General features: G+C 71.6%; 12 protein-coding genes and 1 tRNA gene. 8 read left to right on the plus strand and 5 right to left on the minus strand.

The window, feature by feature from the left end; translation table 11 throughout:
* Positions 1–82: 82 nt before the first annotated feature.
* On the plus strand, positions 83–574 hold the full coding sequence (locus PE066_RS09355) for a YqaA family protein (RefSeq protein ID WP_271236279.1): 492 nt from the start codon (positions 83–85) through the stop codon (positions 572–574).
* A gap of 3 nt (positions 575–577) precedes the next feature.
* Here the strand turns inward: PE066_RS09355 and ychF are convergent, their stop codons facing one another.
* On the minus strand, positions 578–1,672 hold the full coding sequence (gene ychF / locus PE066_RS09360; protein ID WP_271236280.1) for a redox-regulated ATPase YchF: 1,095 nt from the start codon (positions 1,670–1,672) through the stop codon (positions 578–580).
* A gap of 31 nt (positions 1,673–1,703) precedes the next feature.
* Between ychF and PE066_RS09365 the strand changes: the two genes are divergently transcribed.
* On the plus strand, positions 1,704–3,527 hold the full coding sequence (locus PE066_RS09365) for a sensor domain-containing diguanylate cyclase (RefSeq protein ID WP_271236281.1): 1,824 nt from the start codon (positions 1,704–1,706) through the stop codon (positions 3,525–3,527).
* Between the two features lie 27 nt (positions 3,528–3,554).
* Here the strand turns inward: PE066_RS09365 and PE066_RS09370 are convergent, their stop codons facing one another.
* Complete coding sequence (locus tag PE066_RS09370) at positions 3,555–4,436, minus strand: MOSC domain-containing protein (RefSeq protein ID WP_271236282.1); 882 nt, start codon at positions 4,434–4,436, stop codon at positions 3,555–3,557.
* A 36-nt stretch (positions 4,437–4,472) separates the two neighbouring features.
* Here PE066_RS09370 and PE066_RS09375 point away from each other — a divergent pair, with 36 nt between their 5' ends.
* The 4 genes from PE066_RS09375 to PE066_RS09390 are packed head-to-tail and all read left to right on the plus strand — an operon-like array spanning position 4,473 to position 9,271.
* A complete protein-coding gene (locus PE066_RS09375) occupies positions 4,473–5,576 on the plus strand; it encodes an FAD-dependent monooxygenase (RefSeq protein ID WP_271236283.1) in 1,104 nt (367 codons plus the stop codon).
* A gap of 31 nt (positions 5,577–5,607) precedes the next feature.
* Entirely contained in the window at positions 5,608–6,330 is a 723-nt protein-coding gene (locus PE066_RS09380; RefSeq protein ID WP_440480591.1) for a DsbC family protein, read from the plus strand.
* Positions 6,327–8,090 (plus strand): M61 family metallopeptidase, encoded by a 1,764-nt coding sequence (locus PE066_RS09385; protein ID WP_271236284.1) that lies wholly within the window; start codon positions 6,327–6,329, stop codon positions 8,088–8,090. Before PE066_RS09380 ends, PE066_RS09385 begins: the two co-directional genes overlap by 4 nt.
* Positions 8,069–9,271, plus strand: coding sequence for a DUF3108 domain-containing protein (locus tag PE066_RS09390; protein ID WP_271236285.1), 1,203 nt, complete (start codon positions 8,069–8,071; stop codon positions 9,269–9,271). The genes PE066_RS09385 and PE066_RS09390 overlap by 22 nt, the downstream gene beginning before the upstream one ends.
* Before the next feature lie 80 nt (positions 9,272–9,351).
* Here PE066_RS09390 and paaK read toward each other — a convergent pair whose 3' ends face one another.
* Genes paaK through PE066_RS09405 form a run of 3 tightly spaced genes read right to left on the minus strand, consistent with a single transcriptional unit; the run spans position 9,352 to position 11,878 of the window.
* On the minus strand, positions 9,352–10,647 hold the full coding sequence (paaK, locus tag PE066_RS09395) for a phenylacetate--CoA ligase PaaK (RefSeq protein ID WP_271236286.1): 1,296 nt from the start codon (positions 10,645–10,647) through the stop codon (positions 9,352–9,354).
* Positions 10,644–11,075, minus strand: coding sequence for a hydroxyphenylacetyl-CoA thioesterase PaaI (paaI, locus tag PE066_RS09400; protein WP_271236287.1), 432 nt, complete (start codon positions 11,073–11,075; stop codon positions 10,644–10,646). Before paaI ends, paaK begins: the two co-directional genes overlap by 4 nt.
* On the minus strand, positions 11,075–11,878 hold the full coding sequence (locus tag PE066_RS09405) for an enoyl-CoA hydratase-related protein (protein ID WP_271236288.1): 804 nt from the start codon (positions 11,876–11,878) through the stop codon (positions 11,075–11,077). The genes paaI and PE066_RS09405 overlap by 1 nt, the downstream gene beginning before the upstream one ends.
* A 93-nt stretch (positions 11,879–11,971) precedes the next feature.
* Here PE066_RS09405 and PE066_RS09410 point away from each other — a divergent pair, with 93 nt between their 5' ends.
* Together PE066_RS09410 and PE066_RS09415 are read left to right on the plus strand one after the other, a co-directional pair.
* Positions 11,972–12,751, plus strand: coding sequence for an enoyl-CoA hydratase (locus tag PE066_RS09410; RefSeq protein WP_271236289.1), 780 nt, complete (start codon positions 11,972–11,974; stop codon positions 12,749–12,751).
* A gap of 29 nt (positions 12,752–12,780) precedes the next feature.
* A tRNA-Met gene (locus tag PE066_RS09415) sits at positions 12,781–12,857 on the plus strand.
* The last annotated feature ends 19 nt before the right edge of the window (positions 12,858–12,876 follow it).

The following is a 12,876-nucleotide window of genomic DNA, read 5'->3' on the forward strand; positions in this document are numbered from 1 at the left end:
CCCCGGGGCAGGCCCGGCCCGGGCGCGGCCTGCGTCCGCACGCGGCGCACGGCAGCCGACCGCTGCCGTAACATGCGCGCGCATGCATGAGTGGCTCGAGTCCCTGCTGGCGCTGCTGGCCCTGCCCCGGTTCGGGCTCTCGACCCTCTTCCTGGTCGCCCTCGTCTCGGCCACGCTGCTGCCGCTCGGCTCCGAGCCGGCGCTGTTCGGGCTGCTCAAGCTCAATCCCGAACTGTTCTGGCCGGCGGTGCTGGTGGCGACGGCCGGCAACACGCTGGGCGGCGCCGTCACCTGGTGGATGGGCTACGGCGCCCACCAGGTGGTCGACAAGTGGGGCCACTCGCGCTCGCACGTCAGGGCCATCGAGTGGCTGGGCCGGCTCGGGCCCAGGGCCTGCTTCCTGTCGTTCCTGCCGCTGGTCGGCGACCCGCTGTGCGCGGTGGCCGGCTGGCTGCGCCTGCCGTTCTGGCCCTGCGCGGCCTGGATGCTGGCGGGCAAGTTCCTGCGCTACGTGGTCATGACCGCCGTGCTGCTGCAGGCGTTCCCGGGCGGCCTGCCGCAGCCGGCCGGATGATCGCTAGACGTTGAACAGGAAGTTCATCACGTCGCCATCCTTGACCACGTACTCCTTGCCTTCGCTGCGCATCTTCCCCGCGTCCTTGGCGCCCTGCTCGCCGGCGAAAGCGATGAAGTCGTCGAAGGCGATGGTCTGGGCGCGGATGAAGCCGCGCTCGAAGTCGGTGTGGATCACGCCGGCGGCCTGCGGCGCGGTGGCGCCGATGTTCACGGTCCAGGCGCGCACTTCCTTGACTCCGGCCGTGAAGTAGGTCTGCAGCCCGAGCAGCTTGAAGGCCGCGCGGATCAGCCGGTTCAAGCCGGGCTCGTCCTGGCCGATCTCGGCCAGGAACACCTGCTTGTCCTCGTCGTCCATCTCGGCGATCTCGGATTCGATCTTGGCGCAGATCGCCACCACCGGCGCGTTCTGCGTCTGCGCATAGGCGCGCAGGCGGTCCAGGTGCGGGTTGTCCTCGAAGCCGCCTTCGTCGACGTTGCCGACGAACATCGCCGGCTTGGCGGTGATCAGGAACAGCGGCCGCAGCAGCGCCTGCTCTTCGTCGGTCAGTTGCAGCGTGCGCACCGGCCGGCCTTCGTTCAGCGCGGCCTGCACCTTGGGCAGCAGCTGCACCATCTTCGCCGCTTCCTTGTCGTTGCCCGACTTGGCGGCCTTGCTGTAGCGCGCCAGGCTCTTTTCCACCGTGCCCAGGTCGGCCAAGCACAGCTCGGTCTGGATCACCTCGATGTCGGTCACCGGGTCGACCTTGCCGGCCACGTGGATCACGTTCGGGTCCTCGAAGCAGCGCACCACGTTGACGATGGCGTCGGTCTCGCGGATGTGGGCCAGGAACTGGTTGCCCAGCCCCTCACCCTTGCTGGCGCCCGCGACCAGCCCGGCAATGTCGACGAACTCGACGATGGCCGGTACGATGCGCTCGGGCTTGACGATCGCCGACAGCTGCGCCAGCCGCGGATCGGGCAGTTCGACGATGCCGACGTTGGGTTCGATCGTGCAGAAGGGGTAGTTCTCGGCGGCGATTCCCGCCTTGGTCAGGGCATTGAACAGGGTCGATTTGCCGACGTTGGGCAGACCCACGATGCCGCACTTCAAGCTCATGGCAGTTCCAGACAGACAAGCGGGAAAGTGTATGCCAAGGGCTGTCGGGCTCGACCGGGGGCCGGCGCAGCCGCCGCCCGCGCGCGGCCGCGCCTGGATCGCCCTGCTGTCCTTGCTGCTGTGGCTGGCCCCGGCGTGGGCCCAGACCGGGCAGCCGGTGCTGCTCGCCCAAAGCACACCCAGCCAACGGGTCGACCCGCTGGCGCGGGCCTGGCTCGATCCGGGCGGCGACGCCAGCCTCGAGCAGGCGATGGCGCACGCCGCCGCCTTCGAACCGGTGCGGCCCGACACCGTCCACCCGCTGGATCCGCGCTCCGCCCTGTGGCTGCACCTGCGCCTGCTGCGCGCCGAGGGCAACCGCCAGCAATGGCTGCTGGTGTTGCCCAATCCGCTGATCGACGAGGTCCGCATCTGGCAGCGCAACGAGGCCGGCCGCTGGTGGTCGCAAGCCGCCGGCGACCGGCTGGCGGTCGAACGCTGGGCCGAACCCGGCCGCTACCCGGCCTTCCGGCTCGACCTGCCCGGCGGCCAGCCGCACGACCTCTACGTGCAGGTGCGCAGCGCCATCCCCACCGGCGTGCCGCTGCGGCTGTCCAGCGACGCGGCGCACAGCCAGCGCCAGCAGCTCGAGTACCTGGGCCTGGGGGCGGCCTTCGGCGCGCTGCTGTTGCTGCTCACCGCCTGCCTGGCGCAAGGGTGGGCCTACCGCGATCCGGCCTACGGCTGGTATGCGCTGTATGCCGGGCTGAGCACGCTGGGCGTGATGGCCTACACCGGCGCCGCCGCCCACCTGCTGTGGCCGGGCGCCACCGCCTGGGCCGATGCGGCGCCCGGCGGCCTGGCGGCCCTGGCGACCGGTGCCGCCATCCTGTTCGTGCGCGACCTCACCGCGGTGCCGGCGCGCCACCCGCTGCTGGACCGCGTCGCCACCGCCTGCGCCTGGTCCGGCCTGCCGCTGGCGCTGGCCTACCTGCTGCTGCCCCGCGCCCAGGCGCTGGATGCGCTGGCCGCCTACCTGGCCCTGGCCACGGTGCTGAACACCGGCATGGCCGCGCTCGCCTGGCTGCGGCGCGACGTGGTCGGGCTGTGGGTGCTGTGCGCCTATGTGCCGCTGGCCGCCTCGGTGATCGCCGCCGTGATGCGGCTGCTCGGCTGGCTGCCGACCTCCTTCCTCACCCAGTACGCGGTGGTGCTGGCGATCCTGTTCGAGGTGCCGATGCTGCTGGTGGCGCTGTCGGTGCGCTCGCGCGACCGCCACGGCGCCCAGATCCGCGAGCAGGCGCTGGCCAGCCAGGACGCGCTGACCGGCCTGCTGGCGTCGCACCTGTTCCACGACCGGCTGCGCCAAGTGGTGACGCGCTTCAAGCGCGACCGCGAGAGCGCGGCGGTCGTCTTCATCGACCTGGTGAACTACCCGCGCATCAAGGGCCACTTCGGCCAGCCGGTGGCCGAGCAGAGCCTCCTGCGCAGCGTGATCAAGCTGCGCCGGCTGGTGCGCGACGTCGACACGCTGAGCCGCATCGGGGAGGCCCGCTTCGGCCTGATCATGGAAGGAGTGGGCGCGCGCGCGGCCGTCACCGACCGCGCCGCGCGCCTGATCGCCGCCGGCCTGATGCCGCTGCCCGGGCTCAAGCCCGACGTCACGCTGCACTTCCACATCGCCGCCGTGCTGCTGTCCGAGCGGCCGGTCGAAGCGGTAGAGGCGGCCGGCGAGCTCGATGGCCTGCTGGCGTCGATGTCACCGCGCACGCGGCGGCCGATCCGCTTCCTGCAGCCGGCCGCCGCCGGCGCGGCCGGCCCGGATGGCGTCGGCCCAGGCGCCGACAGCGAGTTGCCCGAAGCCGCAGTGACCTGAAGCCGGCCGGGCCGCCGGCCGCGCAGCTCAGTCGAACTTCCAGTCGCCGCGCACCGCCTGGCCGACGCGCAGCAGCGCGTCCTCGCCTTCCAGCACGATGGCATTCATGGCGAAGGTCACTGCGCCGCCGACGCGCGGGTCCTGCCGGTAGCCCTGCAGGGTGTCGAGCACCGCCGGCGCGCTGTCGGCGGTTTGCGGGTCGATGTTGGGGATCGGGCAGCGCGCACAGGGCTTGACCGGCTTGATCGCCACCGGGCGGTCGGCCTCGATGTGCAGCACATCGACCCGGTCCTCGTCGTGCGCCTCGCCACCGGCCAGCACGATGTTGGGGCGGAAGCGCTCGATGCCCACCGGCGCGTGGCCGGCCTTGGCCAGCCGCTGGTTCAGGCCCGCCAGCGAGGCCTCGCTCGCCACCAGCAGCGGGAAGGCGTCGGCGAACTGGTTGGGCGCTTGCACGCCGCCGGTCCACTTCAGGCTGGACAGGCGCTGCTGCTCCGGGTCGAAGCGCACCAGCCGCAGGCGGCGGCCGAGGAAGTCGCTGAACCACTGGGCGGCAAGCGCGCCCATGTCCCAGGCATCGACCTCGTCGTCCCAGACGCGCACGCGCGCCGGGCCTTCGACGCCGTCGATCGCCAGGTGCAGCGCCAGCATGCCGGGCGCCCGCAGCACCACCTCGTGGTGCTTGATCTGGGGCCGCACCAGCACCATGCGGGGCAGTTCGCGCTGCGACACGAACACCCCCTGTTCGTCCACCACCATCCAGGCCCGGTCCAGGTCGAGCCCGGTCGGCGTGAGCACCGCCTCGGCCAGTTCGATGCCGGCGCAGGACTTCACCGGATAGACGAACAGGCGGGCGATGCGGGCGGCGAATGCGGTGTCGGCGGCGGTCATGGCGGGCTCGGAACTCATCGGCCTTCGATTGTGCCCGGCTCCTACAATCGAGCCATGGCGCCTGTCCTCGACGTCTGTATCCGCGGCGCGGGAATCGTCGGCCGCACGCTGGCCCTGCTGCTCGCGCGCGACCGGTTGCGGGTCGGGCTGGTGCAGGCCGCGCCGGCCGCCGGCTCCGACGTGCGCGCCTATGCCCTGAACGCCGCCTCGCGCCAGCTGCTCGAATCGGTGCGCGGCTGGCCCGATGCCGCGCACGAGACGCCGGTCACCGGCATGGAGGTCCACGGCGACGAAGGCGGCTGCGTGCGCTTCGGGGCCGGCAGCCGGCCGGCGCTGGCCTGGATCGTCGACGTGCCGGCGCTGGAGCAGCGGCTGGACGACGCCTTGCGCTACCAGCCCTTCGTCACCGTCCTCGATGCGCCGGCGCGCGCGGCCCTCACCGTGGCCTGCGAAGGCCGCGGCAGCGCCACCCGGGCCGAGTTCGGCGTGCAGTACGACGTGCAGCCCTACGGCCAGCACGCGGTGGCCGCGCGCCTGCACTGCGAGAAGCCGCACGGGCACGTCGCCCGCCAATGGTTCCAGAGCGGCGAGGTCCTGGCCCTGCTGCCGCTGGGCGGCGAAGCGCCGGCCGCAGGCAGCCAATCGGTCGCGCTGGTGTGGTCGGTCGGGCAAAGCCGCAGCGAGTCTCTGCTGCAGTGCCCCGCCGCCGACTTCGAATCGCAGCTGGTCGCCGCCAGCGAGGGCGCGCTCGGCCAGCTCACCCTGGCCAGCCAGCGCGCCGCCTGGCCGCTGCAGCTGGCCCGCGCCGACCGCTGGTGCGGCCCCGGCTGGGCGCTGGCCGGCGACGCCGCCCACAGCGTGCACCCGCTGGCCGGCCAGGGCCTGAACCTGGGGCTGGCCGATGTCCGCGAGCTGGCCCGGGTGCTGCATGAACGCGAGTACTGGCGCAGCGTCGGCGACGTGCGGCTGCTGCGCCGCTACGAGCGCGCGCGCAAGGGCGACACACTGGCCATGGGCGCCACCACCGACGGCCTGCAGCAGCTGTTCGCGCAGGACCATGCCGCCTGGTCGATGCTGCGCAACCTGGGCATGCGCGGCTTCGACGCCAGCGGCCCGATCAAGCAATGGGTGGTGCGGCAGGCCGCCGGCCGGCTGTGACCCCCTTCCCGAGAGAACCACTGGACACCCCATGACACGCATGACGACCGGCCTGCTGGCCGCGCTGCTGGCGACCACCCTGCTGGCCGGCCCCGCCGCGGCGCAGGAAGCCGCCATCCGCAAGAACCTGGGCGAGCGGCTGCCGCAGATCGGCAAGATCGACGAAGTGACCAGGACGCCCATGGCCGGCCTGTTCGAGGTGCGCGTGGGCTCCGACCTGTACTACACCGATGCCGAGGGCAACTACCTGATCCACGGGCAGATGATCGATGCCCGCGCCCAGCGCAACCTGACCGAGGAGCGGGTGAACAAGCTGACCGCGATCGACTTCGGCCAGTTGCCGGTCAAGGACGCCTTCACCATCGTGCGCGGCAACGGCAAGCGCCGGCTGGCGGTGTTCGAGGACCCGAACTGCGGCTACTGCAAGCGCTTCGAGCGCGAGCTGCAGAAGCTCGACAACGTCACCATCCACATGTTCCTGTACCCGATCCTGGGCAACGACTCGGTCGAAAAGTCGCGCAACATCTGGTGCGCCAAGGACAAGGCCAAGGCCTGGCAGGACTGGATGCTGCGCGACCAGGCCGCCCCGGCCGCCGCAGCAGCGTGCGACGCGAGCGCGCTGGAGCGCAACCGCGAACTGGGCCGCAAGCACCAGGTCACCGGCACGCCGACGCTGGTGTTCGCCGACGGCACCCGCGTACCCGGCGCCATCAACGCGGCCCAGGTCGAGAAGCAGCTGTCGCAAGCGCAGTGAGCCCGCGCGCGCAAGCCGGTCCGCCCTGGCGGCTGCACTACCGCATCGAGGCGGCCGACCTCCATGCCCACCTGTTCCACGTCACGCTGGCGATCGAGCAGCCGGCGGCCGGCCAGCGGGTGTCGCTGCCCGTGTGGATCCCCGGCAGCTACCTGGTGCGCGAATTCGCCCGCAACCTGCAGCGGCTGGTGGCGCGCCAGGACGGCCGTCCGGTGCCGGTCCGGCAGATCGACAAGTGCACCTGGCAGGTCGACTGCGTGCCCAGCAGCCCGCTGGTGCTGGCCTACGAGGTCTATGCCTTCGACCACTCGGTGCGCACCGCCTGGCTCGACGCCGACCGCGGCTTCTTCAACGGCACCAGCCTGTGCCTGCAGGTGCACGGGCAGGAGCGGCAGCCGCATGCGCTGGAGCTGGTGTCGCCGCGCCCCGGCTGGGAAGCCGCCACCGGGCTCACCCCGCTGCGCGTGGGCAAGCGGGGCTTCGGCACCTACCTGGCGCCGGACTACGACGAGCTGGTCGACTGCCCGGTGGAGATGGGCAGCTTCTGGAGCACCGAATTCCGGGCCGGCGGCGTCCCGCACCGGCTGGTGGTGGCCGGCGCGGCAGCGTCCTTCGACGGCGAACGGCTGGCGGCCGACGTGCAGCGCATCTGCGAGACCACGATCCGCTTCTGGCACGAGCGCCGCAAGCCGCCCTTGCGCAACTACCTGTTCCTGCTCAACGCGGTGGACGACGGCTACGGTGGGCTCGAACACCGCAACTCCACCGCCCTGATCGCCTCGCGCCGGGACCTGCCGCGGCTGGGCGAAGCCAAGGTCAGCGACGCGTACACCACCCTGCTGGGGCTGGTCAGCCACGAGTACTTCCACACCTGGAACGTCAAGCGGCTGCGGCCGGCGGAGTTCGCCCGCTACGACTACGGGCGCGAGAACCACACCCAGCTGCTGTGGTTCTTCGAGGGCTTCACCAGCTACTACGACGACCTGCTGCTGCGCCGTGCCGGCCTGATCGATGACGCCGCCTACCTGCGCCTGCTGAACAAGACCATCAACCAGGTGCTGCAGACGCCCGGGCGGGAAGTGCAGTCGGTCGCCCAGGCCAGCTTCGACGCCTGGATCAAGTACTACCGGCCCGACGAGAACACGCCCAATGCCACCGTCAGCTACTACAGCAAGGGCGCGCTGGTGGCGCTGTGCTTCGACCTGACGCTGCGGGCCGAGGGCCAGACCACGCTGGACGAGGTGATGCGCGCCCTGTGGCAGCACTGCAAGGCCGGCCCGATGACCGAGGCCGACTTCGCCGCCGTGCTGCGCGAGCTGGGCGGGCGCAGCTTCGCCCGCGAGATCGCCGCCTGGGTCCATGGCACGCGCGAACTGCCGCTGGCCGACCTGCTGCGCCGGCAGGGCGTGTTCGCGCTCGACGAGCCGGCCCAGCTGCAGCAGCGGCTGGGCATCCGGATCGACGAAACCGGCGGCAGCATCCGCCTGAAGACGGTGCTGCGCGGTGGCGCCGCCGAGCAGGCCGGCCTGGCCGCCGGCGACGAGTGGCTGGGCATCGAGGTGGCCGGCCAGGGCTGGCGCCTGGCCAAGCTGGACGACCTGCCGCTGCACGCCGGCGCGCACCGCCGCCTGATCGCGCTGGTGGCGCGCGACCGCCGGTTGCTGCGGCTGGAGTTGCAGCTGCCGGCGACCGCCACCACCTGGCGCCTGGTGCAGCGCGAGCCGGCGCTGGCCCAGCCATGGTTGGGCGGACCGACCTGAACCCGGCCGGCCGCCGGCGCCTGCTGGCGCTCGTGGCCGTGGTGCTGCTGGCCCACGTGCTGGGCCTGCATGCCCTCTCGCGCTGGCTGCCGGGCGGCGAGCGGCTGCGGGCGATGGCCGAGCCGATGTACACGCGACTGCTGCAGCCGCAAGCGCCGGAGCCGCCGCCCGCCGTCCAGGTCGCGGTCGCGCCGCCGGCGGCACCGCAGCGGATGCGGGCCAGCCCCAGCGTGCCGCCGAAAGCCACCGGCACCCTGCCGGCGGCGGAGCCCGCGCCAGAAGCGCGCGCCGCGCCGGATGCGGAGCCGCCGGCCACCTCCCCGCCCAAGAACCAAACGGCCGAACCGCTCCCCGAGCCGGCGCCAGTCGCCGCGGACGCGCCCGTGCCTGAGCCAGCGCTGCCGCAGCCCTCGCTGGCGCAACCCGAGTCGCCCGCGGGGCCCGCCGCCGCAGCCGCTGCCGCCAGCGATCCGGCCCCACCCGCGGCGGGCACGGCGGCAGCGCCAGGCCCGGCCACATCGGCGCCGGACACCGGGCTGGATGGCTGGCCGGCCGACACCCGCCTGCGCTACACGCTGGGCGGGCGCTTCCGCAGCGGCGACCTGTACGGGCAAGCGCGCGTGCTGTGGCAACGCGAGGGCGCGCGCTACCAGGTGCGGGTGGAAGTGGACGTCACGCTGTTCGCCACCCTGGTCATGACCAGCCAGGGCGAGGTCGGGGCGCAGGCGCTGCAGCCCAGGGCCTACGAGGAGGTGCGCAACCGCAAGTCGCGCGGCCTGCTGCGCATGGGCGAGGGCGAGGTCCTGCTGCCCAACGGCAAGGTGCTGCCCCGCCCGCCCCAGCTGCAGGACACCGCCAGCCAGTTCGTCGAACTGAGCCACCGCTTCGCCAGCGGACGGGAGCGGCTGGAAGTCGGTCGTGCGGTGAGCTTCTGGATGGCGCGCCCGGGCGCCGTAGACCTGTGGACCTACGACATCGTCGGCCAGGAGCGGCTGGTCACGGCCCTGGGCGACGTCGATGCGTTCCACCTCAAGCCGCGTCCGATCGCCAACCCGCGCGGCAACATCACCATGGAGTTGTGGTTCGCGCCGGCGCTGCAGTACCTGCCGGTGCGGGTGCGGGTGAACATGGGCGAGGAGGCCCACGTCGACCTCCTGGTCGAGGCCATCGACCAGCGCTAGCAGTTTGGGTTCAGCGGCCACCGCGGAACCGGCTTCGCCGGGCCGCCGGTGGGCCTTGCAGGCCGCTTCGGGGTGGGCCCTTACCGGCGCTTGTCCACCACGCGCTTGGCCTTGCCGACGCTGCGCTCGACGCCGCCTTCGGGCCGCAGCTCGATCACGGCGGTGGTGCCGATGTAGGTCTTGATCTCGTGGGCCAGCCGCTCGGCGGCGCCGCGCGCCTCGTCGCCCTCGTGCGACAGGCCCTGGCGCGCCTCGATCGCGATGGTCAGCGAATCCATCGGCCCCTCGCGCGTCAGGATGCACTGGTAGTGCGGCGCCAGTTCGGCCCGCTTGCAGATCAGCTCCTCGATCTGGGTCGGGAACACGTTGACGCCGCGCACGATCATCATGTCGTCGCTGCGGCCGGTGATCTTCTCCATCCGGCGCATGGTGCGCGCCGTGCCCGGCAAGAGGCGCGTCAGGTCGCGCGTGCGGTAGCGGATGATCGGCAGCGCCTCCTTGGTCAGGCTGGTGAACACCAGTTCGCCCAGCTCGCCGTCCGGCAGCACCGCGCCGGTTTCCGGGTCGATGATCTCCGGGTAGAAGTGGTCTTCCCAGATGGTCGGGCCGTCCTTGGTCTCGATGCACTCGTTGGCCACGCCGGGGCCCATCACCTCCGACAGGCCGTAGATGTCGACGGCGTCCATGCCCATGCGCTGCTCGATCGCGCGGCGCATGTCGTTGGTCCAGGGCTCGGCGCCGAAGATGCCCAGCCGCAGGCTGGATTCGCGCGGGTCCAGTCCCTGGCGCTCGAACTCGTCGGCGATGGCCAGCATGTAGCTGGGCGTGACCATGATGATGTCGGGCCGGAAGTCGTGGATCAGCTGGACCTGGCGTTCGGTCTGGCCGCCGCCGAACGGCACCACCGTCAGGCCCAGCTTCTCGGCGCCGTAGTGCGCGCCCAGCCCGCCGGTGAACAGGCCGTAGCCGTAGCTCACGTGCACCATGTCGCCCGGCCGCGCGCCGCTGGCCCGGATGCTGCGGGCCATCACCGCCGACCAGGTCTCGATGTCGTTGCGCGTGTAGCCCACCACCGTCGGCTTGCCGGTGGTGCCGCTGGAGGCGTGGACGCGCACGCACTGCTCGCGCGGCACCGCGAACGAGCCGAACGGGTAGTGGTCGCGCAGGTCGAGCTTGCTGGTGAAGGGGAATTTCGACAGGTCGGCCAGCGTGCGGCAGTCCGACGGGTGAACCCCCGCCTCGTCGAACTTGGCCCGGTACATGGGCGAGTTGCGGTACGCGTGGGCCAGCGTCGCCTGCAGCCGGCGCAACTGCAGCGCCTGCAATTCGTCCTGGCTGGCCTTCTCGATCGGTTCGAGGGGAAAGGTCGTCATCACGCCTCCGGTATCACGCTGCCCTGGATCTGCGCGCTCTTGCCGCGGAACATCGCCACCACCTCGCCGCGCTGGTTGGTCACCTTCATGTCATACACGCCGTGCCGGCCCTGCAGCACCTGCTCCACGCCCTCGCAGGTGAGCACGTCGCCGGCCTGCCCCGGCTTGAGGAACTCGATGCTGCAGCCGGCCGCCACCGTGACCTTGTTGTGGCTGTTGCAGGCGAAGGCGAAGGTGGAGTCGGCCAGGGTGAAGATGAAGCCGCCGTGGCAGATGCGGTGGCCGTTGAGGTGCCGCTCGTCGATGCGCATGCGCATCACGGCTCGCCCGGCACTGCAGCTGACCAGCTCCATGCCCATGGTCTGGCGCGAGGCCACGTCGCCCTCGAACATGGCCGCGCCGACGCGCGCCGCGAGCTCGTCGGCCGTCATCACTCGCCCTTGAACTGCGCCGGGCGCTTCTGCAGGAAGGCGGCGACCCCTTCGAAGTAGTCGTGGGTGCGGCCCAGCGCCGACTGGGTGTCGCGCTCCAGGTCGAGCTGGGCGTCGAGGTCGTTGCTGGCGGCGGCACGCAGGGTGCGGCGGGTGGCCACCAGCGCCTGGGTCGGCAGCACGGCCAGGCGCTGCGCCAGCGCCAGCGCCGCCTCGACGCAGTCCTGTCCTTCGGGCGCCACGTCCCAGATCATTCCCCACGCCCTTGCGTCCGCGGCCGACAGCTTGTCGCCCAGCAGTGCGCAGCCCATGGCCCGGGCCAGGCCCAGCTTCCTGGCCAGGAACCAGGTGCCGCCGGCGTCGGGGATCAGCCCGATCTTGCTGAAGGCCTGGATGAAGGACGCGTTCGAGGCCGCCACCGCCAGGTCGCAGGTCATGGCCAGCGAGGCGCCCGCGCCCGCGGCCACGCCATTGACGGCGGCCACGGTAGGCACCCGCAGCGCCATCAGCCGGCGCACGGTGGGGTTGAACGCCTGCTCGATGATGGGGCCCGGATCGGCGCGCTGGATGCGATCGGGGCCCTCGGTGAAGTCGAACTCCGCCAGGTCGGCCCCGGCGCAAAAGCCCCGCCCGGCGCCGGTGATGACGGCGGCGCGCACCGACTTGTCGGCCTCGATGCGGTCCAGCGCCTGCCACAGCGCCTGGTGCATGGCGCGCGTGAAGCTGTTCAGCGACTGGGGGCGGTTCAGCGTGATCAGCGCGACGGCGCCGCGCGTTTCGTACAGGACGGTGCTCTCGGTCATGGGGTCTCCTGGCGATGAATCTAGCATCGGCCGACCGCGCGGTCGGTCATGGTTTCCCTTGGGTATAGTCGTCCGCGCTACAGGAGAAAAGCAATGGCCTACGAGAACATCGAAGTGCGCACCGAAGCCGGCCGGGTCGGCGTGGTGACGCTCAACCGCCCCAAGCAGCTCAACGCCCTGAACGAGCAGCTCATGGACGAGCTGGGCGCCGCGCTCAAGGCCTTCGACGCCGACGACGCGATCGGCTGCATCGTGGTCACCGGCAGCGAGAAGGCCTTCGCCGCCGGCGCCGACATCTCGCTGATGGCCAAGTACAGCTTCGCCGAGGCCTATGGCCGCGACTTCATCACCCGCAACTGGGAAACCATCCGCAGCATCCGCAAGCCGGTGATCGCGGCCGTCAGCGGCTTCGCCCTGGGCGGCGGTTGCGAGCTGGCCATGATGTGCGACTTCATCATCGCGGCCGACAACGCCCGCTTCGGCCAGCCCGAGATCAAGCTGGGCATCATCCCCGGCGCCGGCGGCACCCAGCGGCTGCCGCGCGCGATCGGCAAGTCCAAGGCCATGGACCTCGTGCTGACGGCCCGCAACATGGATGCGACCGAAGCCGAGCGCAGCGGGCTGGTCAGCCGGGTGGTGCCGCTGGACAAGTTGATGGAAGAGGCGCTGGCCACGGCCCTGCTGATCAGCAGCATGCCGCGGCTGGCGGTGCTGGCGGCCAAGGAATCGGTCAACCGGGCCTTCGAAGGCACGCTCAGCGACGGGGTGATGTACGAGCGGCGGCTGTTCCACTCGCTGTTCGCCACCGCCGACCAGAAGGAAGGCATGGACGCCTTCCTGGCCAAGCGGACCCCGGTGTTCAGCCACCGCTGAGCGCGGTTTGGCTATAATCTCGGGCTCTCGGCGCTTTAGCTCAGTCGGTTAGAGCGATGGAATCATAATCCACAGGTCCGCGGTTCGAGTCCGTGAAGCGCCACCAAATCCCCCAAAGGCACTGT

The organism is Ramlibacter tataouinensis, assembly GCF_027941915.1.
In the GTDB taxonomy this organism is placed as follows: Bacteria; Pseudomonadota; Gammaproteobacteria; order Burkholderiales; family Burkholderiaceae_C; genus Ramlibacter; species Ramlibacter tataouinensis_C.